Raw genomic sequence first — 23,629 nt, 5'->3', positions numbered from 1 at the left:
CGGCCGGGCGCCGGGCGGTCGGGGGCCGGCGCTCACCGCTCCCCGGCGGGCTCCTCCCGGCGCGGGCCCGGGGCCAGCGCGGACAGCGGTGCGGGGGGCCGGTCGGGGCCCGCGCCGACGGCGGACACGACGGACGCGGGCGACGGCCGGGGCATCGGGGCGGGCCGTGGGGGCGGGGACGGCGGCCCGAGCGGCGCCCGGGGGGCCGGGGGCACCGGCGGCCGCGCGGGCGCCGACGGGACCGCCGACACGAACAGCGCCCCGGGCGCGGGCGGCGGCACCGCCCGCAGGACGGGCGGACCGGGGCGCAGCGCGGCCGGTTCCGGCGCCGGGCGGGCACCGTCGCGCGGGAACCCGCCGAGCGACAGCAGGGCCGCGTCGGCCCGTACAACGTCGACCCGTCCGCCGTCGGCCCGTCTGCCGTCCACCGGTTGCGCCCAGGCGGGACGGGGCACCGGAGCGACCGGGACCGGCGGGGGAACGGGTGCGGGGCCCACCGGCATCGACCACCCGGCCGCGTCCGGGCGTCGCGTGACCGACGGCCCGGCCGTGAGCGCCGGGGCCGAGACGACCCCGAGGCGGCGGCGCGCCCGCTCCACGGCCAGCCGTCCGCCCGACACGACGACCGCCAGTGCGAGGCGGTCGCCGTGCGGGTCGGGCACGGTGCGCAGGACGTGGTGGCGGCCGTCGCCGTGGGTGAGGACCAGTTCGCAGCCCGGCCCCGACCCGTCCGCACCACCGAGCGCGGCGCGGACGAGGTCGGCGTGGCCGGCGGCGAGGACCTCGAGGTCCGGGCGCTCCAGGTCCGCGGAGCACCCGTCCAGCAGCATGCCGCTGTCGACGTCGACGAGCACGGCACTGCGCACCCGCCGGTCCCGCAGCAGCGGACCCAGCACGGCCCGCAGGCCGTCGGTGCGGACGTTCACGATGTGGCGGTGCCGGGCCATCAGCACGTCTCCGGACCGCACCACATCCCGTTCGGAGTGCTCAGCGCCCGGCGTTGGCCGGGAAGAACGCCTGGTCGCCCGGGCTCGGGCGGCCGGCCTTCACGCCGGGGGCGGCCATGTAGAACTGCTGCTCGATGACGCGCAGGTCGCGGCGCGCCATGGCCAGGTTGGCCTGGGCGCGGTTGAGCACGAGGTAGAAGAACAGCTTCTCCTCGTTGTTGCCGTGGATCGGGCGGATGAGGTGGTACTGCGTGTCGAGGGTGATGAGGATGTCCTCGATGCCCTCGCGCAGGCCCAGCTTCTCCATGACCTCGAGCTTGGTGCGGACGACCTCGCTGTTGCCCGGCGCGGCGACGTCCAGGTCGAACTCGGGACTGCCGCCGCGCGAGCCGAGGGTCATGCCGCTGTCGTAGTCGACGATGGCGGCGGCGAAGGCGCCCTTGATGTTCGCCACCATGTCGAGCGAGTGTTCGATGTTCATTGCCGAGCCTCCAGGAAACCAGAATCCGGTCGACACGGGGGTTTGCGACCGTTACCCGTCAGGGTCCTCCGACCGTAGCGCCCCGCCATTCCCGGGCGCACCGCGGACCCCCTTTCCGCGGTTCCCGGAAATGATCCGTGACGGACCGTCACCGCAGGGATCGCAGGCCCGCCAGGAGGCGGCGCATCGTGCCGACGTCGTCGGCCCAGCGGGGCGCCGGCGCGGCGGACGGCCCCACCTCGGACGGGGCCGGCGGCTCGGGCCGGGCCGGGAGGCCCGCCCGGGGCGCGGGGAGGACGGCGCCCCCGCGCGGCTGCGGCACGGCCGCCCGCGCGGCGGGCACGGAGAGCGACGACGCACCGGGCGACGCCAGCGCGGGCCAGCGCGTCCGCACCTGCGGCACCCGTGACGGCGCCGGCGGGATGGCCGACGGCACGCGACGCGGCAGCGGCGCCCACGCCGCCGGTGGCGCGGGATCGGGCATCGACGCAGGTGGGAGGGCCTGTTCGGGGGCGACGTCGTCGAGGCGGACCCGCGCGAGCTCGCGCCGGCCCACGGCCAGGTTGGCCCGCGCGCGGTCCAGGCACAGGACCAGCAGCAGCGGGCCGCTCCCCGGGGCGTCGACCGGCCGGACGAGCCGGTAGGACCGGCGGGAGCTGACCATCAGGTCGTCCAGCTCGTCGTCGGCGTTGGCGAGGAAGTCGGCGGCCGACCGCGCCCAGCGCACGACGACGGCCGGGTCGACGGGCTCGGCGCCCGCCTCGGCGAGCAGCTCGCCGCCCGACCGCGCGGCGGCGCAGGCGTACGTCGCACCGGGGATCTGGAGCAGTTCCCGGAGGACCGTGTGGATCGTTGTCAAACGGGTTCCCTTCCGCGGTCGGGAATTGTTCCACGCCATTCCGGGAGCCGGTGCACCGCACGCATCACCGCTCCGGTTGTAGACCGTTCACACCAGAGGTCGTCCGGCCGGTCGGTCGTACCTTTCCCGGAATCGGTGTAGACCGTTCGCGATCAGTGCTGCTCACAGCCGGTGTCCGGACGCACACGGTGCGACCACGGCCCACTCGCCCGAACGGCCCTGCGGGAAGAAGGTCCGGGCCCCGCGGGTTGATCCGTGCGTGGTGCCTCTCTCCGTGCTCGACCTCGTCCCCGTCGGCTCCGGCTCGACCCCCACCGCCGCGCTGCGCGCCAGTACCGCACTGGTGCGGCGCGTCGAGGAGCTCGGCTTCCTCCGCTACTGGGTGGCCGAGCACCACGGCATGCCGGGCATCGCCAGCTCGTCACCCGCGGTGCTCATCGCCCACCTCGCCGCGGCGTCCTCGACGATCCGCGTGGGCTCGGGCGGGGTGATGCTGCCCAACCACCAGCCGCTGGTGGTCGCCGAGCAGTTCGGCACGCTGGAGGCCCTGCACCCCGGGCGCATCGACCTCGGCATCGGCCGTGCCCCGGGCACCGACCAGCGCACCGCGCGGGCGCTGCGCCGCGGCACCGGTGCGCTCGGCGCCGACGACTTCCCCGAGGCGCTCAGCGAGCTCGCCTCCTACTTCCGCGGCGAGGGCCCCGTCGTGGCCGTGCCCGCCCACGGGCAGCAGCCGGCGATGTGGCTGCTGGGCTCCAGCGGCTACAGCGCGCAGGTCGCGGGCCTGCTCGGGCTGCCCTTCGCCTTCGCCCACCACTTCAGCGGCGAGAACACCGACGCCGCCCTCGCGCTCTACCGCGACACGTTCCGCCCCGGCGTCCTCGAGCAGCCCTACGCGCTGATCGCCGCCTCCGTCCTGGCCGCCGAGACCGACGCCGAGGCCCACCGGCTCGCGATGCCGGGCGCGCTGCAGTTCCTGCGGCTGCGCCAGGGCAACCCCGGGCTCGTGCCGACGCCGGAGGAGGCCGCCGCCTACCCGTACTCCGACCAGGAGCAGGCGTTCGTCGAGGACCGGCTCGCCGGCCAGATCATCGGGGCGCCCGACACCGTGCGCGACGGCGTGCGCGCGCTGGTCGAGCGCACCGGCGTCGACGAGCTCATGGTCGTCACCGGCGCCCACGACGGCGCCGACCGCCTGCGCTCCTACGAGCTGCTGGCCGGGGCGCTGGCTCCCGAGATGTCGGGGGCACCGGGCACGATGGCCGGATGAGCGATCCCGTCTCGGCCTTCCGCGACGCCGTCCACTCCGGTGACGTCGACGCGGCGGTGGCGCTGTTCGCGCCCGACGCCGTCTTCCACTCCCCCGTCGTCCACAAGCCCTACGAGGGGCGGGAGGCGTTGCGGGTGATCCTGCGCGCCGTCGTCACGGTGTTCGAGGACTTCCGCTACACCGGCGCCTACGCCGACGGCGACGACGGCGGTGTGCTCGTCTTCACCGCGCGCGTGGGCGACCGCGCGCTGGAGGGCGTCGACATCCTGCGCGCCGTCGACGGCGTGCTCACCGAGCTGACGGTGATGGTGCGGCCCTACTCCGCGGCCACCGCGCTGCGCGAGCGGATGGCGGCGCTGCTGACCTGAGCGGGCGTCAGGCCACCGAGTGCAGGGGGCAGTCGCAGACCGGCGTGAGCGTGCGCGGCGCCTGCGCCGGCACGCGCATCCGGGCGACGTCGACGGCCGGGTCCTCGTGGTCGGCGCGGGAGATCACCGCGCCGAGCACCGCCGCGACGAGCACCGCCGCGGCCGTCCACAGGGCCACCGCGCCCAGCACCCACACCAGCACGCCGTACCCCCGACCCCGACCGGCGCGACCAGCCCCGGGCCGCGCGACCAGCATGCGTGGTGGACGTCCCCGGCGCCATAGTCCATTGCGCGCAATCCTCTCGCGCTCTACCGCCCGCCCGAGGCCGCGCCGACGTGCTCCGGCGCGGGCCGGCGGGCGTGCACGGCCGCGAGGAACCGGTGCACGGCGCGCACGTGGTGGGCGGTGCGCGCGGTCGGGAAGCCGTCGAACCCGTGCTGGGCGTGCGGCAGCTCGGCGTAGTGCACCTCGTTGCCGAGCTTGCGGCTGCGGGCCACGAACCGCCGCGACTGGTGCACCGAGACGATCGTGTCGGCGCTGCCGTGCACGACCAGGAACGGCGGCGCCCCCGGCCCGACGCGGTGCAGCGGGGAGGCGCTCAGCCAGCGGGCGGTGTCGTCGGCGAAGCGGGTGCCGGTGATCGCGCGCTCGACGGTGCCGTGCAGCCCGTGCTCGTCGACCGACAGGTCGTGCACGCCGTAGACCGGCACGGCCGCGACGACGGAGGTGTCGGCGTCCTCGAAGCCCGGCTGCAGCGCCGGGTCGTCCGCGGTGACCGCCACCAGCGACGCGAGGTGCCCGCCCGCCGAGCCGCCGCTGATCGCGACCGACGCCGGGTCGCCCCCGTGCTCGGCGATGTGCGCGTGCACCCAGGCGAGCGCGCGCTTGACGTCGACGCCCATCCCGGGCCAGCCCGCCGTGAGCCCCAGCCGGTAGTCGACCGTGACGCAGACCCAGCCGTGCGCGACGAGGTGGGCCAGCAGCGGCGACGCCGAGAGCGCCTTGTCGCCGCCGGTCCAGCCGCCGCCGTGCACCTGGACCAGCACCGGCGCGCCGGTGACGGGCTCCTCGGGACCCCACACGTCGAGGCGGTGGGCGGAGTCGTCGCCGTAGGGCACGTCGGCCGCGCGCAGGTAGCGGCGCCGCGCCGGGCGCCCGGCGACGGTCCGCCCGGCCGGTGCGGGACCGTCGGCGACGGGCGGCAGCCCGGCCAGTGCGGCGTCGTACGCGGCGGCGGACCGGGCGGCGTCGCCGCGCAGGTCGTGCAGCGCCGCGACCGCGAGCCCGTTCAGCCCGGCCGCGGCCCAGCCGAGCGGGCCGCCCGCGAGCGCCGCGGCGCCGCCCGCCGCCGCGTGCAGCAGCGACACGGCCCCGGGCACCTCCGACGCCGGCAGGCAGGGTGCGGCCTGCAGCACCGACAGCGGCCAGCGCCGGACCACCGGTCGCCGCGCCCCCGCCGCCGCGAGCAGCCCGCCGGCCCCCAGCACCGCACCCGCACCCGCCACGACCCGCCGCCGCACCACGATCGACCCTCCCGGGCGACCGGTCCCGGCCGTTCCCGGGCCTGACGCTACGCGCACGACCACTGGGCCGGACGGCGCAACGCGGTCACGCACGGTCGCCGGGACGCGGGGCGTCACCGGTACGGGGCGCGACGCGCGTCCCCTCATCGGGTGATCTCCCCGCGCCGACCACACCGCGCGCGGGAGGTGACCCGTTGGAGGGATGGACCCTCCGGCGCACCGGAGCGGCGGCATGCGAGCGCGATGGCGAGCGGAGGTGACCGGTGTCGGGAGCGCACACCGTCGTCTCCTCCCGGCGGCGGCCGGGCGGGCGCCGCCGGGCCGCCGGCACCGAGGTCGGCTGGTGGCAGCCCCCGACCCGGCGCCGGGCCGCCGCGCAGGACCCCACCCGCGCCGAGGGCCCCGGCCGCCGCCGCGCCGCCCCGGGCCGCGCGGAGGCGCTGCTCGCCCGGCTGACGCGCCGCGGGGGCGGCTCGCAGCACCGCAGGCCCGCCACCCCGCAGGAGCGCCGCGCGCAGCGGCTGCGCCTGGTCCGGCGCACCGCGCTGGCCGGGCTCGCCGCCGTGCTGCTCGGCCCGCTGCTGGTGTTCGGGCTCGGCTGGGTGTTCTTCTCGGTGCCCAGCCCGGCCGACGCCGTGACCAACCAGGTCGCGCTGGTGTCGTACTCCGACGGCAGCCGGCTCACGCGCCTGGTGCCCGAGGAGGGCAACCGGATCGCGGTGCCGGTGGAGGACGTGCCGCAGCACGTCCGCGACGCCGTGCTCGCCGCCGAGGACCGCACCTTCTACTCCAACCCCGGCTTCGACCTCACCGGCATCCTGCGCGCCGTCTGGAACCAGGTCCAGGGCGGCTCGGGCGGCGGGTCGACGATCACGCAGCAGTACGTGAAGAACGCGCTGGTCGGGGACGAGTACTCGCTGTGGCGCAAGTACAAGGAGGTCGTGCTCGCCGTCAAGATCTCCCAGGAGCGCACCAAGGACGAGATCCTCGGCGACTACCTCAACGCGATCTACTTCGGCCGCGGCGCCTACGGCATCCAGTCGGCGAGCCAGGCCTACTTCGGCAAGCCCGTGCAACTGCTCGACGCGAGCGAAGGCGCGCTGCTGGCGGGGGTCATCCAGTCGCCGTCCCGGTGGGACCCGGCGCGCAACCCCGAGCGGGCCGTCGAGCGCTGGGACTTCGTCCTCGACGGGATGGTGGCGCAGGGCTGGCTGACCCCGCAGGAGCGGGCCGACGCCCGGTTCCCTGCGACGATCGAGCCGCGCCGCGGGCAGGCCGGGGTCCCGGCCGACGCCAACGGGCACGTCGTCACCGCCGTCACCGCGGAGCTCGACGCACTGGGCATCACCTCCGAGGACCTCGCCCAGGAGGGCCTGCGGATCACCACGACGATCGACCCGGAGCGCCAGCAGCAGGCCGTCGACGCCGCGCACGCCGCGCTGGAGGGGCAGCCGGAGAACCTGCGCAGCGCGATGGTCGCGGTCGACCCGCAGACCGGCGGGATCCTCGCCTACTACGGCGGCGACAACGGCCTGGGCCTGGACTACGCCCGGGTGCGGCGCCTGGCCGGCTCGACGTTCAAGCCGTTCGTCGTGCTCGCCGGGCTGCAGCAGGACCCGCCGGTCGGGCTCGGGGAGACCTTCGACGGCGAGGAGGTGCCCGGGCTGCGCAACGCCGAGGGCGCCGACTGCGACCGCTGCGACCTCAAGCAGGCCATGACCGTCTCCAACAACGTGGTGTTCAACAGCCTCGCGAAGCAGGTGGGGCCGGAGAACGTCGCCGCGGCCGCGCGCGCCGCCGGGATCACCGCGCCGCTCGACGACCCCAACGAGGGCATCGCGCTGGGCAACAAGGAGATCAGCGCGCTGGAGCTCGCGTCGGCCTACGCGACGATCGCCGGCGGCGGGGTCTGGCACCAGCCGCACCTGGTCCGCGAGGTCGTCACGGCCGACGGGCGCGTGCTGTTCTCCGCGGCGACCGAGGGCGAGCGCCGGTTCCCCGAGCGGGTCGCGCGCAACGTCGTCGAGTCGATGCTGGAGGTCGCCGACCAGGACGGGCTGACGCTGCCCGACGGGCGCCCGGTGGCGGCGAAGACCGGCACCGTCCAGTCGCGCTTCGACGGGGAGAACAACGACGCCTGGATGGCCGGGTTCACGCCGTCGCTGTCGACGTCGGTGTGGGTCGGCACCGACATGAACACCCCGATCCGGACGGCGGGCGGCGAGCCGATCAGCGGGAAGACGCTGCCCGGCGAGGTGTGGCAGGAGTTCATGGGCGAGGCGCTGGAGGCGGCCCCCGTCGAGACCTTCCCGCCCTACCGCCCGATCGGCGAGGCCGCGTCCGACGCGCCCCCCGGCGTCGACCCCGAGGCGACGCCCACCCCGACGCCCACGCCCGAGCCGACGGTGGAGCCCACCCCGGAGGTCCCCCCGCCCGCCGAGCCGCCCGCGGACCCGCGCGCGGCGCAGCCGGGCGACCCGGCCACCACGCGGGAGCCCGAGCAGGGCGACGGGGGCGGCCTGCTGTTCGGCGACGACGACGAGCCCGCCCCTCCCCCGACGACATCGCAGGACTGCAGCATCACTCCGTGCGGCTGACGCGCCGCGTTGCGCGGAACGCGGGGCGTGGGGCCGGTGGGGGTTTCTGCGCGTTTCCGGCTCCTGCGCGGGAACAGGTTCGGTGCGCGGAAGCCGATTCGGCGCGCAGGGCCCGGTCGGTGCGCGGGCCCGGTCGGTGCGCGGCCCGGTCGGTGCGCCGGAGCCGGTTCGGCGCGCGGGAGCCGGTTCGGCGCGCGGGAGCCGGTTCGGCGTGCGGAAGGCCGCTCAGCGCGGCGGATCCAGCCGGCACGCAGAACTTCGACCGGCGCACAGGAATCCAGCCGGCGCGGTGGCGATCCCACGCGCATCACCACCTCCACCGCCGGTACCGCGTTCCGCGTTCCGCGCTCGCCCTCCCACCCCGGCGTCCCGCGCGCGTTCCCAACTCCCGCGCGCTCCCGGGGGCGCGCGGGAGTTGGTTCGGCGCGCGGGAACCCGGACGGCGCGCGGGATCGTCGGCACGGAGGGGCGCTGGCCACCGCGCGCGAGGCCGAGCCGTCACGGCACGCGCACCAGCACCACCCACCACCGCAACCGCGTTCCGCGGAACGCACACACCGGCCATCCGGCGGTTCCCGCGCACCGAACCGGCTCCCGCGCGCTCCCGGGACCGCGCGGGAACAGGTTCGGCGCGCGGGAAGCCGCTCGGCGCGACGGAACTTGGCTGGGGCGGCCGCGGCGCTGGGTCCTCGGCCGAGCGCCGTCGCGACCGCACGAGAGGGTCGGCGGGCAGTGCGGCCCCGCGCGGACCAGCACCTCGAACACCCGCAACCGCGTTCCGCGGAACGCACCCACCCGTCCACCCGCCAGTCTCCGCTCGCGTTCATGGCTCCCGCGCGCGTTCCCAGCTCCCGCGCGCGTTCCCAGCTCCCGCGCGCGTTTCCAGCTTCCGCGCGGTCCCGGGGGCGCGCGGGAGCCGGTTCGGTGCGCGGGAGCCCGCTCGGCGCGCGGGAACGTCGGCGGGGACGGCGATCGGGGTGCGGGTCGCGGCCGCACGCGGACCCAGCGGTCGGTGCGGCCCCGCGCGGACCAGCACCTCGAGCGCCCGCCTCGCGCACCCGCATCCGCGTTCCGCGGAACGCACTCGCCCGCCCCCCCCGGCGGTCCCGCGCACGTTCCCGCGCGCCCCCGGGGCCCCGCCGGAACCGGTTCGACGCGCGGGAACCGGTTCGGCCCGCGGGAACCGGTTCAGCGCGCGGAAACCGGCTCGGCGCGCGGGAACCGGGTCAGCGCGCGGGAACCGGGTCGGCCCGCGGGAACAGGGTCGACGCGCGGCCCGCCACCACAGACGGATGTCCCGGCGCGCACGCCGGGCTACCGTTGCCCTGTGGACGCCGCGCCGCCCGTACGCACCTTCGAGGTCCTGGCCTGGCCGTCGGACCGGCGGATCGTGCTCTACGTCCCGGAGATCGAGGCGGCCACCACCGTCCTGACGATGACCGGCGCCGAGGACGCCGCCCGCTCCCTGATCGCCGACCTCACCGGCCTGGCACCGGAGGAGATCGGCTGCCGCATCGGAGCGGGCCGCCCCCGACCCTGACGCCGGCGATCCGACGTAGGGTCGCCCCGTGGTCACCGCCGATCCCGCCCGTGAGGTCGCCGAGCGGTCCGCCGCGGCCGCCGCCGCCTGGCTCGACGGCCTCGACCCGGGGCAGCGGGCCGTCGCCACCGGCGCCGTACCGGGTCCGGGGCCGGAGGACGCCGAGCGGCTGCGCTGGTTCTACACCCCCACCGACCACGGCGGCCTGACGATCCACGAGCAGCGCCCCGCCCAGCAGCGCCGCGCGATGGCGCTGCTGGCGAGCGGGCTGTCCGAGGCCGCCTACACCACCCTCGCCGTGGTGATGGGGCTGGAGAACGTGCTCGACCGCACGGAGGGCTTCGCCGCCACCTTCTCCCGCGAGCGCGGCCGCGACCCGGGCATGTACTACCTGCGCGTGTTCGGCGAGCCCGGCGCTACGGCGCCGTGGGGGTGGCGGTTCGGCGGGCACCACGTGTCGGTCAACGTGCTCGTCGTCGACGGGCGGGTGGTCGCCACGACCCCGCTGTTCCTGGGCGCCGATCCGGCCACGTCCCCGCTTCTCGGGGGCGCGTCGCTGCGCCCGCTCGGCGCCGTCGAGGACCTCGGCCGCGACCTCGTCCGCTCGCTGCCCGCCGACCTCGCCGTCCGCGCGGTGCTGCTGCCGCGCGCGCCGTCCGACATCGTCGGCGCCAACCGCACCCGCGTCGCTCCGGGCGACCGGGTCGTGCCGCTGGCCGGGATCTGGCGCGGCCGGTTCCCCGACCCGGCGGAACAGGCCCGGCTGCAGGCCATGAGCGACGGCATCGACGACGCCGCCGGCCTCGGCGACGCCGACCACGACGCCGTCGCGCTCACCGCCGAGCCGAAGGGCGTGCCCGCGGCGGAGTTCGACGCCGGGCAGCGGGAGGTGCTGCGCCTGCTGCTGTCGAGCTACCTCGACCGCGTGCCCGAGGGCCTGTCCCCGCTCCCCCGCTACGCCGACGACGCCGCGCTCGACGCGGTGCACCTCGCCTGGGCCGGGAGCACCGCGCCCGGCGAGCCGCACTACTACCGGCTGCAGGGCCCGCGGCTGCTGCTGGAGTGGGACAACACCCAGCGCGGCGCCAACCACGCCCACTCGGTGTGGCGCGACCCCGAGGCCGACTTCGGCCTGGACGTCCTCGGCGGGCACCGGGCCGCGCACCACACCTAACCGACCGGCACCACCAGGTCCGCCCGCCCCCGCGACGCCTCCACCAGCGCCGTGTTCGGGTCGTCGACGGCCGCCACCCACGCCGCCGCCGCCTCGGGCGACTTGCCGAACGCGACGTGCCGGGCGAGGAGCCGGGCCCGGCGGACGGTGTCGTCGGCGGCGCAGAACCACACCTCGTCCAGCTCCGCGGGCACGTCGCGCCAGACGGGGGCGTCGAGGAGCAGGTAGTTGCCCTCGGTCAGCACCAGGCGCGCCGCGCGGGGCACCGGGATCGCCCCGGCGACGGGCTGCTCCAGGTCGCGCTCGAACTGCGGCGCGTAGACGACGTCCTCGGTGCGCGCCCGGATCCGGCGCAGCAGCGCGAGGTAGCCGCCGGCGTCGAAGGTGTCGGGGGCGCCCTTGCGGCCCGAGCGGCCCAGCCGGGCGAGCTCGACGTCGGCGAGGTGGAACCCGTCCATCGGGACGTGCGCGACGGCGTCGGCGCCGAGCTCGGCCCGCAGCGCGGCGAGCAGGGCCGCCACCAGCGTCGACTTGCCCGCGCCCGGGCTCCCGGCCACCCCGAGGACCGCGCGCCCGCCGGCGGGGACGAGCGCGGCGGCCCGCGCGACGAGGGCCGCGGACACGGGTGCCGGGCTCACGAGACCCGCACCGCGAGCACGACGATGTCGTCGTCGGTGTCGGCGGCGGTGTCGCGGACCAGGTGGTCGCAGAACTCGCCGAGCGGGCGGTGGGCGTGCGTGCGGACCAGTGCGAGCAGGTCGGCGCCCGCGCGGTCGTCGGGGTCGCGGCGGCGCTCGACGAGGCCGTCGGTGTAGAGCAGCAGGGTGGCGCCGGGCGGGAGCACCACCTCGGAGTCGCCGCGCGGCGCGTCGGGGGCGACGCCCAGCACGATCCCGACGTCGCCGGACAGGAACGCGGGCTCGCCGTCCGCGGGCACCAGCACCGGCTGCGGGTGCCCGGCGTTGGACCAGCGGAACACCGCGCCGCCGTCGGCACGGGGGGCGACGTGCCCGTGCACGAGCGTCGTGAAGCGGGTGACGCCGAGGCGGGTCGCCACCCGGTCGAGCGCCGCCACCGCCGCCGACGGCGGGTGCGCGCCGTCGGCGAGCGCACGCAGCATCGACCGCAGCTGACCCATGGTCGCCGCGGCCGGGAGGTCGTGGCCCTCGACGTCGCCGACGCCGACTGCGAGGCCGCCCCCGGGCAGGTCGAACGCGTCGTACCAGTCGCCGCCGACGGCGAGGTTCACGGCGGCCGGGAGGTAGCGCGCCCGGATCTCGAGACCCGGCACCTCGGGCGGCTCGGTGAGCATCGCGCTCTGCAGCGCCACCGCGACCTGCCGGCTCTGCTGGTACTCCGTCGCCTTCTCCACGGCCGCCGAGGCGCGCGCCCCGATCTCGGTGACCAGCGCGAGGTCGTCGCCGGTGTAGCGGGGGCGGTCGCCGGCCCCGAGGAACAGCAGGGCGGCGACGACGACCCCGCGCGCGTGCACCGGCGCCACCAGCACCGAGTGCGCACGGGCGCCGTCCGCCCAGCGCTCCACCTCCGGCGCGGCCGCGAGGGCGGCCGGCACGTCCTCGAGCACCGCGGCGGCGTCGCGCACGCACCGGGCGACCGGGTGGCGGGCGTCGAACAGGAACCGGGCGTCGGCCGCCGGCGACTCCGGCAGGCCCGGCGCGGTGCGGGACAGGGCGCGCCGCCCCGTGACGCCGCGCGCGCCCGGCCGCTGCGGGTCGACGAGGTACACCCGGCAGACGTCGGCGAACTCGGGCACGAGGACGTCGGCCAGTGCGACGAGCTCGCCGTCGGGCTCGGTGGCGGTGCCCAGGGCCAGCGTGGCGCGGGCCAGCAGGTCGAGGCGGTCGCGGGCCCGCACGGCGTCGTCGATGTCGGTCTCCGTGCCCACCCACTGCACGACCCGGCCCTCGCTGCGCACCGGCGCCGCCCGGGTGCGGAACCAGCGGTGGTCGCCCGCGGCCGTCCGCAGCCGGTGGACGTGGGTGAACAGCACGGCGGGCTCGGCGGCGACGGCACTGGTCCAGGCCGCGCGCGAGGCGTCGCGGTGGTCGGGGTGCACGGCGTCGAGGAAGCCCCAGCCGCGCATCTGCAGGACGGTCTGGCCGGTGATCGCGCGCAGGGCCGGGGCGTCGCGCTGGGCGGAGCCGTCGACCTCCCGGACCCAGACGGCGGCGCTCGTGGCCTCGACCAGGCTCTGGTAGCGGTTGAGCGCGAGCTCGCGCTGCGCGGCGACCCGGGCCAGCTCGCGGCGGTCCCGCTCCGCCGCGGTGACGTCGACGATCACGACCCCGCAGCCCGTCAGCTCGCCGTCGGGCGCGTGCACCGGGTACATGCTCATCCGCCACTCCTGCGGCGGCCCGGCCCCGTGCCACAGACGCCCCCGGACGGGCACCGACGGACGCGGCCGCCCGTCGGCCAGGACCGCGCGCAGGCCGTCGGCGATGGTGGCCCCGACCGCGCCGTGCACCTCCTCGAGGGTGTGCCCGAGCCGCTGGTCGGCGGTGCCGCCGTCGATGTCGAGCACGGCCCCGTTGACGCGGCGGTAGCGCAGCGCGGTGTCGAAGTAGGCCAGGCCCACCGGAGCGCTCTCCCACAGGGCGTCGAGCAGCGCGAACGCCTCGTCGCCCGCCCGGCTGTCGACGACGTCCTGCAGCACGCCGACCACCGCGGCGTCCGGCCCGGCGCCGGGCACGACCCGAAAGTAGAGCGTGGGTCCGGCGGCGTCCAGGGCCGGGAAGCGGCCGGTGAACGGGCGGCCTCCGCGCAGCTCGTCGACGACGCGGGCGATCGTCGGGCCGTCGAGCGGGGCGTCGGCGAGCCGGGTGCCCAGCACGCGCTGGGCCGACCAGCCGGTGAGCAGCGCGGCGCGGCGGTTCCAGACGCGCACGACGTCGTCGGCGTCGAGCGCGAACACCCCGACGGGCAGGTGGTCCACGACCTCGGCGCAGAGATCGACCGGGCGCTCCACGCGCCGCATCGTAGGTGCCGCGGCGGAGGCGGTGCGATGCTGGGCGCCGTGAGCGACCCCCTGGACCGCGTGCGCGCGCTGTGCACCGCCCTGCCCGAGGTGGGCGAGAAGGTGAGCCACGGCGAGCCGACGTGGTTCGTCCCGGCGACGTCCCGCGGGCGCACCTTCGTCTCCTACGCCGACCACCACCACGACGACCGCGTCGCGTTCTGGTGCGCCGCGCCGCCCGGCGCGCAGGAGGAGCTGGTGGCGGCGGCGCCGCAGCGCTACTTCCGCCCGCCCTACGTCGGCGGGCGCGGCTGGGTCGGAGTGTGGCTCGACGGCGGGCCCGGCACCGCGGCCGCACCCGACTGGGACGAGATCGCCGAGATCGTCATCGACGCCTACCGGGCCGTCGCCCCGGCCCGCCTGGCCGCGGACGTCGCACCGCCGGGCTGACGGGCCCTCGGCTACGTTCGGGCGGTGTCCGACCTCCCCACCGTCGCCGTGCCCGGCGGGCGCGTCGAGTACGACGACGTCCCCGGTTCCGACGCCCTCGCGCCCCTGCTGTTCCTGCACGAGGGCCTCGGCTCGGTCGCGCTGTGGCGCGGCTGGCACCGGCGCGTCGCCGGGGCCAGCGGCCGGCGGACCGTCGCCTACTCCCGGCTCGGGCACGGCTGGTCGGACCCGCCGCCCGCCCCGCGCGAGGTCGGGTTCATGCACGACGAGGCCGCCGTCGTGGTGCCCGCGCTGCGGGAGGCCCTGGACCTGGCGGACCCGGTGCTGGTCGGGCACAGCGACGGGGCGTCGATCGCGCTGCTGCACGCCGCGTCCGCGCCCGTCGGCGGGCTCGTGGTGCTCGCGCCGCACGTGGTCGCCGAGGAGTCCGGGCTCGCCGAGATCCGGACGACGCGCGACGCGTTCCACGGCGGCGACCTGCGCGCCCGGCTGGCGCGGCGCCACCGCGACCCCGACGTCGCCTTCCGCAACTGGAGCGAGGTGTGGCTCAGCGACGGCTTCCGCGACTGGGACCTGCGCCCGGCGCTGCCCGGGATCACCTGCCCGGTGCTGGCCGTCCAGGGCACCGCCGACCCGTACGGCACGCTCGCGCACGTGGAGGCCGTGCGCGACCTGGCGACCGGGCCGGTGGAGATGGTGCTGCTGGACTGCGCGCACTCCCCGCACCTGGAGGCGCCCGACGCCACGACCGACGCGGTGCTGCGCTACCTCGCGACCCGTCCCTAGGCCCGTCAGCCGCCCTCGGACTGCGCCGCCCACCCCGCCCACCGCGTCGGGGTGATCACCAGCACCGGCCCGTCGGGCGGGGCCGCGGCGTACTGCGGGTACTTCGCACACAGCACGGCCAGCGCCTCGGCGCGCAGCGGGCCGTCGTCGTGCACCGCGGCCGTGCCGTCGACCCGGACCCACCAGAGCTGCGACCAGTCGTCGGCGTAGTGGTCGGCCACGACGGCGACGCGCGGGTCGCGCCGCACGTCGTCGAGGCGGGCCAGGCGGGTGCTGCGCTTGGGCTTCACGTCGTCGACGGCCGAGCAGATCAGGTCGCCCACCACCGCGAACGTGAACGGGACGAGCCGCGGGGTGCCGTCGGCGCGCAGCGTCGCGAGCCGGGCCACGGGGGCCGCGGCCAGGCGGGTGCGCCGCTGCGCGTCGTCGAGGACCGGCACCTACGGGGCGGGGACGTCGACCCGGACCGCCAGCAGGGCCGCCTCCCGGGTGTCGCGCCGCTCGTGCTCGGCGAACCCGGGCGCGGTGCACAGGAACAGGGTCCGGCCGTCGGCGCCGCCCAGGGCGCAGGCGTAGACGCCGGTGCCCACGTCGACCGACTCGACGATCTCACCGCGCGGGCGGACCCGCACCGCCCGGTTGCCCAGTGCGTCGGCCGCCCAGACCGCGCCCTCGGCGTCGGCGCACATCCCGTCGGGCGCCACCGCGAGCGCGCCGAGCACCTCCGGCACCTCCGTGGAGCTCGGGTGCGGGCCGAACGACGCCCAGTCGCGGCGGGCGCCCAGCGAGCCGTCGGCGTCGACGGGGAACCCGCTGATCCGGTTGCCCAGGGTCTCGGCGACGACGAGCTCGCCGTCGATGAACGCGGCGCCGTTGGGGAAGCTGAGGTCGGTCGCCGCCACGGTGGTGGTGCCGTCCGCGTCGACCCGCACCAGCGACGCCGTCCGCACCGGGGCGCCGGACATGAGGTCGAACCCGAAGTTGCCGACGTACGCGCGCCCGTCGGCGTCGACGACCATGTCGTTGAGGTGGCCGGTGGCGTACCCGGACAGGTCGGCGTGGGTGACCAGCTCGCCCAAGGCCTCCCGGCGCAGCACCCGCTGGTCGCGCATCGACACGACGAGCAGCCGCCCGTCGGGCAGCCAGCCCAGGCCGGAGGGCTGGTTCGGCACCTCCGCCTCGACGCGCACGTCGGAGCCGTCCTCGCGGGCGGACAGGACGCGGTGGGTGTAGAAGTCCGACACCCAGATCCGGTCCTCGCGCCAGCGCGGGCCCTCCAGGAACGAGTACTTCTCGAGCACGACGGTGTGCGGGGTGGTCATGGCGGCAGTCTGCCCGCGTCGTCGGCCGCGCGCAGCACCCTGAGCGCGTTCTCCCCCGCCAGCTTCGCGCGGTCGGCCGCGCTCCAGCCGCGGTCGGCGAGCGCGTCGAACAGGGCCGGGTAGCAGGAGACGTCCTCCAGCCCCGCGGGCAGCTCGGGGCAGCCGTCGTAGTCGCCGCCGATGCCGACGTGGTCGACGCCCGCCGCCTCGCGGGCGTGGTCGAGGTGGGCGAGGACGTCGTCCATCGTGGCGCGCGGGGGCGGGGGGCCGCCCCAGGCCGCGGCGAAGGCGTCGCGGGCGCGCAGGTCGCGGTGGTCGAGGCCGGCGGCGGCCATGGCCTCGGCGAGGCGCTCGTCCCACGAGGCCACCGCCGTCGAGACGAACCGCGGCACGAACGTCACCATCGCGACGCCGCCGTTGGCGCGCAGGGCGCCGAGGACGTCGTCGGGGACGTTGCGGGGGTGGTCGGTGACCGCGCGGCACGAGGAGTGGGTGAACAGGACGGGCGCGGTCGTCGTCGCCAGCGCGTCGCGCATGGTGGTCTCGGCGACGTGGGACAGGTCGACGACCATCCCGATCCGGTTCATCTCGGCCACGACCTCGCGGCCGAACGGCGACAGGCCGCCGCAGCCGGGCTCGTCGGTGGCCGAGTCGGCCCAGTCGACGTTGAGGTTGTGGGTCAGCGTGAGGTAGCGGACGCCCAGGCGCCGCAGCATCCGCAGCACGCCGAGCGAGCCGCCGATGCAGTGCCCGCCCTCGGCGCCGAGCAGGGACGCGACCCGGCCCGAGGCCATCGCGGCGGCCACGTCGTCGGCGGTGGTGGCCGCGGCGAGGTGGTCGGGGTACCGCGCGACGAGCCGGTGCACCAGGTCGACCTGCTCGAGGACCGCGGTGACGGCGGCGTCGCCGGTGTAGGAGCAGGGCACGTAGACCGACCAGAACTGCGCCCCCACCTGCCCGGCGCGCAGCCGCGGGAGGTCGGTGTGCAGGTGCGGCCGGGGCTCGGAGACGTCGACCTCTCCCGTTCTCCTCAGCGCCCAGGGGAGGTCGTTGTGCCCGTCGACGATCCGCAGTGCCATGGGGCCAGTATCGGGAACACGGGCCCCACGCCTAGTGTTTGCACGAGCAACAACCGCACCACCGGAGGTCCCGATGCCCGCCGTCACCGTCCCCGACATCACCGTCCTGCCGCGCGTCACCGAGCCGGACGCCACGGCCGTCGACCGGCCGGTCCGGTCGGTCACCACCGCACCCTCCGGGTTCGAGGGCGAGGGCTTCCCGGTGCGGCGCGCGTTCGCGGGCATCGAGCTCCGCGACCTCGACCCGTTCCTGATGATGGACCAGATGGGCGAGGTCGAGTACGCGCCGGGCGAGCCCAAGGGCACCTCGTGGCACCCGCACCGCGGCTTCGAGACCGTCACCTACATCATGGACGGCGAGTTCGAGCACCAGGACAGCCACGGCGGCGGCGGGTCGATCACCAACGGCGACACGCAGTGGATGACGGCGGGCGGGGGCCTGCTGCACATCGAGCGCCCGCCGGAGGCCCTCGTCGCCAGTGGCGGCCTGTTCCACGGGCTGCAGCTGTGGGTGAACCTCCCGAAGGCCGACAAGTGGCTGGAGCCGAAGTACCAGGACCTGCGCGGGAGCGAGTCGGCGCTGGTCAGCACGGCCGACGGCGGGGCGCTGCTGCGCGTCATCGCGGGTGACGTCGACGGCCACGCCGGCCCCGGCTCGACCTACACGCCGATGGCGATGCTGCACGCGACCCTCTCCCCCGGCGCGCAGGTCCGCCTGCCGTGGCGGCGCGACTTCAACGCCCTGGTCTACGTCCTCTCCGGCCGGGGCACGGTCGGCGCCGACCGCCGCCCGGTCCGCACCGGACAGGCCGCGCTGTACGGCCCCGGCGACGTGATCACGGTGGGCGCGGACGCGACGCAGGAGTCGCGGCTGGCCGGGATGGACGTCGTGGTGCTGGGCGGCGCGCCGATCCGCGAGCCCGTCGCCTGGGCCGGCCCGTTCGTGATGAACACCAAGGCCGAGGTGCTGGCCGCGTTCGAGGACTACCAGAAGGGCAAGCTGGGGGTCGTGCCCGCGACCTACATCCCGCACGGAGGTGCCCGTGGCTGACGCCGCCCCCGCTCCCGCCGAGCCCACCGTCCTCGACGTCGCCGAGTGGTCCCGCTTCGAGATCCACACCGGCGGCAAGCTGGCCGGGTTCGCGGCGTACCGCACCCGTCCCGGCGTGATCACCTTCACCCACACCGAGATCGACACGGCCTTCGAGGGCCAGGGGCTCGGCGGGCGGCTCGTGCGGGCGGCGCTGGACGCCGCCCGCGCCCGCGGCCTGGCGGTGCACCCGGCCTGCCCGTTCGTCCGGAGCTGGATCGCGAAGCACCCGGAGTACGCCGACCTCGTCCCGTCCGAGGAGCACGCGCGGTACGGCCTGGCCTGAGGCCCGGACTGTCGGGGGGCCGTCGTAGCGTGGTCGGGTGCTCGCCGTCCACGCCCTCTGGTCCCCCGGCCGCGGGGTCGTCCTGTGGGGCGAGGACGGCGACCGCCCGGCCACGGCCACCAGCCGCTCGCTGCGCTCGGCCCGGCCGCACCCGTTCGCGATGCCGTCGGCGGCGCTCGCGGCGCTGCACCCGGGCAAGGCCACCGCGCTCACGCTGCTGCTGCCCTCGCGCCCCGGCGGGCCGCTGGCCTCGCCGGAGCTGGTGCGCTCGGGCGGGCGCGATGCTCCCCCGCGATCGGGGCCGGTGCTGCGGCCGTGGTCGGTGCCCGCGCTGGTCGTCGACGTCGCGGAGCTCGACGACCCGGTCGACGACGTGCGCTACGGCGCCTCGGTCGCCCACCTGCGCGAGCTGGCGGCGCTGGCCGCCGACCTGACCGTGCGCGGCCGCGTCCTGCCGACCCTGGCCGACGACGGCACCGCGCGCTGGCGCCCGGTCGTGCAGGGCCTCGACGCGGTCGCGCTCGACTCCCTCGTCCGCGCGCTGCCCCCGGTCGCCCGGGCCGAGCAGCACCGGCCCGACGCCGAGGCGCTCGTGCTCGACGCCCTCGACGCACTGGTCGACGCCGCCGTGCGCGACCGGCTGGCCCGCTCCGCCGAGCCCATCGCCCTGGCCCCCGCCCGGCCCGCGGCCGACCCGCCCGTCACCGAGGTGTGGCTGGCCGCCCTGCTCGCGCCCGACCCCCGCGTCGACGCCGACACCCGCCCGCTCGCCGAGGCGCTGCAGGAGTGGGACGCCTTCGGCACCGCCCCCACCGGCGACGGCACGGCGATCTTCCGGCTCGCCGAGGTCTCCACGCTGCACGACCCCGCCGACCCGGGCGAGGACCCCGACGACCAGACCGGCGACGGCACGCGCTGGATCCTGGAGTTCCTGCTGCAGTCCACGGCCGACCCGAGCCTGCTCGTCCCGGCCACGGCGGTGTGGGACGGCGCGGCCGACCGGCTGCTGGCCGGGCCGCAGGAGCTGCTGCTGGCCGAGCTGGGGCGCGCGGCGCAGGTGGTGCCGGCGCTGGCCCCGGCGCTGCGCGGGCCCCGGCCCTCGGCGCTCGACCTCGACCTCGACGGCGCCCACCGCTTCCTCACCGCCGACGCCGCGCTGCTGGTCGCGGCCGGGTTCGGGGTGCAGCTGCCCCGCGGCTGGGACGGCACGCGCACGGTCGGGCTGGCGCTCTCGGCGCGGTCCACGCCCACCGACCGGGTCGTCACCCGCGGCGGGCTGGGCCGGGAGCAGCTGGCGAACTTCGCGTGGTCGCTCGCGGTGGGCGACCAGGAGCTGTCCGAGGACGAGATCGCCGACCTCGTCGCCGCGAAGGCGCCGCTGGTGCGGCTGCGGGGCCGGTGGGTGAGCGTCGACGCCGAGCGGCTCACCGCGGGGCTGAGGTTCCTGGAGAAGGCGCGCACGCGGCGCGGGGGCACCGCGCCCACGGCCGCCGAGGTGCTGGCCCTGGCCCAGCGCCATCCCGGCGACGACGACTGGGACACCCCGATCCCCGTCACGGCCATCCACACCGACGGCTGGATCGGCGACCTGCTGTCCGGGCAGGCCGAGCGCGCGCTCACCCCGGTCCCGACGCCGCCCGGGTTCACCGCGACGCTGCGCCCGTACCAGGAGCGGGGCGTCGCGTGGCTGGCGTTCCTGTCGTCGCTGGGGCTGGGCGCGTGCCTGGCCGACGACATGGGGCTGGGCAAGACGGTGCAGGTCCTGGCGTTGGAGGCGCACGAGCGCTCCGGCGGGAGCCCGGGGCCGACACTGCTGCTGTGCCCGATGTCGCTGGTCGGCACGTGGCAGCGCGAGGCCGCCCGGTTCGCCCCCGACCTGCGGGTGCACGCCCACCACGGCGCCGGGCGTCGCCACGGCGAGGCGCTGGCGGCGGCCGTCGCGGGTGCCGACCTGGTCGTCACCACCTACGCCACCGCCGCCCGCGACGTCGAGGAGCTGAGCGCCCTGGCCTGGCACCGCCTGGTGCTCGACGAGGCGCAGCAGGTGAAGAACAGCCGCTCCACGCAGGCGCGGGCGGTGCGCCGGATCACCGCCGGGCACCGGGTCGCGCTCACCGGCACGCCGGTGGAGAACCGGCTCTCGGAGCTGTGGTCGGTGATGGACGTGCTCAACCCGGGCCTGCTCGGCACGGCCGACCGCTTCCGCGCGCGCTACGCCATCCCCGTCGAGCGCCACGGCAGCACCGAGGCGGCCGAGCTGCTGCGCCGCGTCACCCGGCCCTACCTGCTGCGCCGGGTCAAGACCGACCCGACGATCATCGACGACCTGCCCGAGAAGATCGAGATCACCCAGCACTACCGGCTCACCCGCGAGCAGGCCTCGCTCTACCGCACGGTCGTCGACGACATGATGGAGAAGATCGAGGGCTCCGACGGCATCGAGCGCCGCGGCAACGTCCTCGCCGCGATGGCCAAGCTCAAGCAGGTGTGCAACCACCCCGCGCAGCTCCTGCACGACGGGTCGCCGGTCGGGCGGCGCTCGGGCAAGGTCGCGCGGCTGGAGGAGATCCTCGCCGAGATCCTCGACGAGGGCGACCGCGTGCTGTGCTTCACCCAGTTCACCGAGTTCGGGCACATGCTGGTGCCGCATCTGTCGGCCCGCTTCGACACCGACGTCGCCTTCCTGCACGGCGGCACCCCGAAGCAGCGACGTGACGAGATGGTGGCGCGGTTCCAGAGCGGCGAGGGGCCCTCGATCCTGCTGCTCTCGCTCAAGGCGGGCGGCACCGGGCTCACGCTCACCGCGGCCAACCACGTCGTGCACCTGGACCGCTGGTGGAACCCGGCGGTGGAGAACCAGGCCACCGACCGCGCGTTCCGGATCGGGCAGAAGCGCAACGTCCAGGTGCGGAAGTTCCTGTGCCCGGGCACCGTCGAGGAGCGGATCGACGAGATGATCACGAAGAAGCGGGCGCTGTCGGACATGGTCGTCGGCGACGGGGAGGGATGGCTCACCGAGCTGTCCACCGACTCGCTGCGCTCGCTGTTCGCGCTCGGCGCCGAGGCGCTCGACGAGGTCGCCGACGAGGTGGCCGAGGATGCCTGACGCCCCCGACCCGTACTGGTGGCGCGACGCCGAGCCCGCCCGGCCGCGCCGCGTCGAGGGCGGCATCCAGATCAACAGCGCGCGCGGGAAGGTGGCGCGCACGTGGTGGTCGGGGCGGTTCCTCGCGGTGCTGGAGGAGGTCGTCGTCGGCGGGCGCCTGGCGCGCGGGAAGACCTACGCCCGGGCCGGCCAGATCCTGTCCCTCGACGTCGACGCGGGCGGCGCCGTCGCGCAGGTGCAGGGCAGCCGGCCCAAGCCGTACGCGGTGCGGGTCGGGATCCCGGCGTACGGCAAGGCGGAGTGGGCCGAGATCACCGGCTACCTGGCCGAGGACGCCTCCTACGCCGCCGCGCTGCTGGGCGGGGAGATGCCGCGCGGCATCGAGGACGTGTTCGCGCGCGCCGGGCTCGCGCTGTTCCCCGCCGGGCCGCGCGACCTGGTCATGGACTGCACCTGCCCCGACGTCGCGGTGCCCTGCAAGCACCTCGCCGCGGTGTTCTACGTGCTGGCCGAGCGGTTCGACGCCGACCCGTTCCAGATGCTCGCGCTGCGCGGGCGCGACCGCGAGACGCTGCTCGACGAGCTGCGGGAGCGCCGCGCGGCCGCCGCCCCCGCGGCCCCCGGCGCGGGGTCGCTGGAGGACGTGATGGACGCCTACTTCACCGCCGGCCCCGGCCTCGGGCAGCGCCTCGCCGGCCCGCCGACCCCGTCGGACGCGCTGCTCGACCAGCTGCCGGAGTTCCCGGTCGCGGTGCGCGGCGCGCCGCTCACCGAGGTCCTGCGCCCGGCCTACCGCGCGCTGGGCACCGGCTCCGAGAGCTGACCGCGGCTGCGGGCGCGGCGCTCGAACCACAGCGTCGCCAGGGGCGGGATGCTCGCCGCCAGCGCAAGCAGGGTGGTCGGGAGCGACCAGCGCAGCACCCGCGCCGCCAGCAGCGTCACCACGAGGTAGGCCACGAACAGCGCGCCGTGGATCGGGCCGAACACGGTCACGCCGATCTCGTCGCCCACCACCACGTACTTGAAGAACATGCCGATCAGCAGCCCGGCCCACGAGCAGGCCTCGGCGACGGCGACGATCCGGAACAGGCGGGCGGCGACGGGAGCGGTCACGGCCGACACCCTACCTTCTACAGAGCGTCGAACACGCAGCGCGGGCGCGGGGCGCGGCGCGGCCACGCGGCGCGGGCGAGCGGTGCGGGCGGGCGGTGCGGGCGGGCGGTGCGGGCGTGGGCACGCGGTGCGGGCGCGCGTTGTCGTGTCCCGCGCGCGTTTCCGGTTCCCGCGCACGTTCCCAGCTCCCGCGCGTCCCCGGGAGCGCGCGGGAACCTGTTCAGTGCGCGGGAGGTGTCGTGGGGCGGCGGCCGGCGCGGGCACGCGGTGCGGGCAGCCGGCGCAGGCACGCGGAGCGGGCACGCGGTCACGTGTCCCGCGCGCCCGCGGTCCCGCGCGCGTTCCCGGTTCTCGCGCACGTTCCCAGCTCCCGCGCGCCCCCGGGAGCGCGCGGGAGCCTGTTCAGTGCGCGGGAGGTGTCGTGGGGCCGGAAGCGGGAAGGGCGGGCATGATCGTCGGCATGACCCGTGTCGCGTCCACCGTCCTCGGCGTGCTGCTCCTGCTGATCGGGGTGGTCTGGACGCTGCAGGGGGCCAACGTGCTGCCCGGCAGCTTCATGACCGGCTCCCGCTTCTGGCTGGGCATGGGCATCCTCTGCCTGGTGGGGGGCGGCCTGCTGCTCTGGTGGGTCGTGCGCGGCCGCCGCACCCCCCGCCCGTGACC

23 protein-coding genes are annotated in these 23,629 nt (G+C 76.8%); 12 read left to right on the top strand and 11 right to left on the bottom strand.

What is annotated here, in order from left to right:
- Window positions 1–32 precede the first annotated feature (32 nt).
- The 3 genes from HOP40_RS23370 to HOP40_RS23360 form a co-directional block, all read right to left on the bottom strand.
- A complete protein-coding gene (locus HOP40_RS23370) occupies window positions 33–947 on the bottom strand; it encodes a roadblock/LC7 domain-containing protein (RefSeq protein WP_205346888.1) in 915 nt (304 codons plus the stop codon).
- Between the two features lie 40 nt (window positions 948–987).
- Window positions 988–1,428 carry a hypothetical protein gene (locus HOP40_RS23365; RefSeq protein WP_172161985.1) on the bottom strand — a complete coding sequence of 147 codons (441 nt, stop codon included), beginning with the start codon at window positions 1,426–1,428 and terminating at the stop codon, window positions 988–990.
- Window positions 1,429–1,576: 148 nt separating this feature from the next.
- Window positions 1,577–2,287 (bottom strand): hypothetical protein, encoded by a 711-nt coding sequence (locus tag HOP40_RS23360; protein WP_172161984.1) that lies wholly within the window; start codon window positions 2,285–2,287, stop codon window positions 1,577–1,579.
- 259 nt (window positions 2,288–2,546) lie between these two features.
- Between HOP40_RS23360 and HOP40_RS23355 the strand changes: the two genes are divergently transcribed.
- Together HOP40_RS23355 and HOP40_RS23350 are read left to right on the top strand one after the other, a co-directional pair.
- A complete protein-coding gene (locus HOP40_RS23355) occupies window positions 2,547–3,557 on the top strand; it encodes an LLM class flavin-dependent oxidoreductase (RefSeq protein WP_240157230.1) in 1,011 nt (336 codons plus the stop codon).
- Entirely contained in the window at window positions 3,554–3,925 is a 372-nt protein-coding gene (locus HOP40_RS23350) for a nuclear transport factor 2 family protein (protein ID WP_172161983.1), read from the top strand. Before HOP40_RS23355 ends, HOP40_RS23350 begins: the two co-directional genes overlap by 4 nt.
- A 7-nt stretch (window positions 3,926–3,932) precedes the next feature.
- Here HOP40_RS23350 and HOP40_RS23345 read toward each other — a convergent pair whose 3' ends face one another.
- Entirely contained in the window at window positions 3,933–4,181 is a 249-nt protein-coding gene (locus tag HOP40_RS23345) for a hypothetical protein (RefSeq protein ID WP_172161982.1), read from the bottom strand.
- Between the two features lie 53 nt (window positions 4,182–4,234).
- Entirely contained in the window at window positions 4,235–5,449 is a 1,215-nt protein-coding gene (locus tag HOP40_RS23340; RefSeq protein ID WP_172161981.1) for an alpha/beta hydrolase, read from the bottom strand.
- Between the two features lie 263 nt (window positions 5,450–5,712).
- Between HOP40_RS23340 and HOP40_RS23335 the strand changes: the two genes are divergently transcribed.
- From HOP40_RS23335 to HOP40_RS23325, 3 genes are all read left to right on the top strand, one after another.
- Complete coding sequence (locus tag HOP40_RS23335; protein ID WP_240157229.1) at window positions 5,713–8,046, top strand: transglycosylase domain-containing protein; 2,334 nt, start codon at window positions 5,713–5,715, stop codon at window positions 8,044–8,046.
- A gap of 1,327 nt (window positions 8,047–9,373) precedes the next feature.
- On the top strand, window positions 9,374–9,586 hold the full coding sequence (locus tag HOP40_RS23330; RefSeq protein ID WP_172161979.1) for a hypothetical protein: 213 nt from the start codon (window positions 9,374–9,376) through the stop codon (window positions 9,584–9,586).
- 28 nt (window positions 9,587–9,614) lie between these two features.
- Window positions 9,615–10,760 (top strand): DUF3500 domain-containing protein, encoded by a 1,146-nt coding sequence (locus tag HOP40_RS23325; protein ID WP_172161977.1) that lies wholly within the window; start codon window positions 9,615–9,617, stop codon window positions 10,758–10,760.
- On the opposite strand, the gene HOP40_RS23320 is transcribed toward HOP40_RS23325, so the two are convergent.
- Entirely contained in the window at window positions 10,757–11,398 is a 642-nt protein-coding gene (locus tag HOP40_RS23320) for a nucleoside/nucleotide kinase family protein (protein WP_172161975.1), read from the bottom strand. The two genes, HOP40_RS23325 and HOP40_RS23320, sit on opposite strands and share 4 nt — an antisense overlap.
- A complete protein-coding gene (locus tag HOP40_RS23315) occupies window positions 11,395–13,746 on the bottom strand; it encodes a SpoIIE family protein phosphatase (protein ID WP_172161973.1) in 2,352 nt (783 codons plus the stop codon). The genes HOP40_RS23320 and HOP40_RS23315 overlap by 4 nt, the downstream gene beginning before the upstream one ends.
- A 36-nt stretch (window positions 13,747–13,782) precedes the next feature.
- Between HOP40_RS23315 and HOP40_RS23310 the strand changes: the two genes are divergently transcribed.
- Both HOP40_RS23310 and HOP40_RS23305 read left to right on the top strand, forming a co-directional pair.
- On the top strand, window positions 13,783–14,184 hold the full coding sequence (locus HOP40_RS23310; RefSeq protein WP_172161971.1) for an MmcQ/YjbR family DNA-binding protein: 402 nt from the start codon (window positions 13,783–13,785) through the stop codon (window positions 14,182–14,184).
- A 24-nt stretch (window positions 14,185–14,208) separates the two neighbouring features.
- Window positions 14,209–14,970 (top strand): alpha/beta fold hydrolase, encoded by a 762-nt coding sequence (locus HOP40_RS23305; protein WP_172161969.1) that lies wholly within the window; start codon window positions 14,209–14,211, stop codon window positions 14,968–14,970.
- A gap of 5 nt (window positions 14,971–14,975) precedes the next feature.
- On the opposite strand, the gene HOP40_RS23300 is transcribed toward HOP40_RS23305, so the two are convergent.
- The 3 genes from HOP40_RS23300 to HOP40_RS23290 are packed head-to-tail and all read right to left on the bottom strand — an operon-like array spanning window position 14,976 to window position 17,371.
- Window positions 14,976–15,410: a TIGR03668 family PPOX class F420-dependent oxidoreductase gene (locus HOP40_RS23300; protein WP_172161967.1), complete on the bottom strand. Its 435-nt coding sequence runs from the start codon at window positions 15,408–15,410 to the stop codon at window positions 14,976–14,978.
- Window positions 15,411–16,292 (bottom strand): SMP-30/gluconolactonase/LRE family protein, encoded by an 882-nt coding sequence (locus tag HOP40_RS23295; protein ID WP_172161965.1) that lies wholly within the window; start codon window positions 16,290–16,292, stop codon window positions 15,411–15,413.
- Window positions 16,289–17,371: a dipeptidase gene (locus HOP40_RS23290; protein ID WP_172161963.1), complete on the bottom strand. Its 1,083-nt coding sequence runs from the start codon at window positions 17,369–17,371 to the stop codon at window positions 16,289–16,291. Before HOP40_RS23290 ends, HOP40_RS23295 begins: the two co-directional genes overlap by 4 nt.
- Before the next feature lie 73 nt (window positions 17,372–17,444).
- On the opposite strand from HOP40_RS23290, the gene HOP40_RS23285 reads away from it, so the two are divergent.
- The 4 genes from HOP40_RS23285 to HOP40_RS23270 are packed head-to-tail and all read left to right on the top strand — an operon-like array spanning window position 17,445 to window position 22,676.
- Window positions 17,445–18,422 (top strand): pirin family protein, encoded by a 978-nt coding sequence (locus HOP40_RS23285; RefSeq protein ID WP_172161961.1) that lies wholly within the window; start codon window positions 17,445–17,447, stop codon window positions 18,420–18,422.
- Window positions 18,415–18,747, top strand: coding sequence for a GNAT family N-acetyltransferase (locus tag HOP40_RS23280; protein WP_172161959.1), 333 nt, complete (start codon window positions 18,415–18,417; stop codon window positions 18,745–18,747). Before HOP40_RS23285 ends, HOP40_RS23280 begins: the two co-directional genes overlap by 8 nt.
- Before the next feature lie 37 nt (window positions 18,748–18,784).
- Window positions 18,785–21,853 (top strand): DEAD/DEAH box helicase, encoded by a 3,069-nt coding sequence (locus HOP40_RS23275; protein WP_172161957.1) that lies wholly within the window; start codon window positions 18,785–18,787, stop codon window positions 21,851–21,853.
- Complete coding sequence (locus HOP40_RS23270) at window positions 21,846–22,676, top strand: SWIM zinc finger family protein (RefSeq protein ID WP_172161955.1); 831 nt, start codon at window positions 21,846–21,848, stop codon at window positions 22,674–22,676. The genes HOP40_RS23275 and HOP40_RS23270 overlap by 8 nt, the downstream gene beginning before the upstream one ends.
- Here HOP40_RS23270 and HOP40_RS23265 read toward each other — a convergent pair.
- Complete coding sequence (locus HOP40_RS23265; protein ID WP_240157227.1) at window positions 22,643–22,966, bottom strand: DUF3817 domain-containing protein; 324 nt, start codon at window positions 22,964–22,966, stop codon at window positions 22,643–22,645. The genes HOP40_RS23270 and HOP40_RS23265 overlap by 34 nt on opposite strands.
- Window positions 22,967–23,426: 460 nt before the next feature.
- On the opposite strand from HOP40_RS23265, the gene HOP40_RS23260 reads away from it, so the two are divergent.
- Window positions 23,427–23,627, top strand: coding sequence for a hypothetical protein (locus tag HOP40_RS23260; RefSeq protein WP_172161951.1), 201 nt, complete (start codon window positions 23,427–23,429; stop codon window positions 23,625–23,627).
- The last annotated feature ends 2 nt before the right edge of the window (window positions 23,628–23,629 follow it).

This window comes from Pseudonocardia broussonetiae (assembly GCF_013155125.1).
In the GTDB taxonomy this organism is placed as follows: domain Bacteria; phylum Actinomycetota; class Actinomycetes; order Mycobacteriales; family Pseudonocardiaceae; genus Pseudonocardia; species Pseudonocardia broussonetiae.
This window is presented reverse-complemented; position numbering and strand designations above follow the sequence as displayed.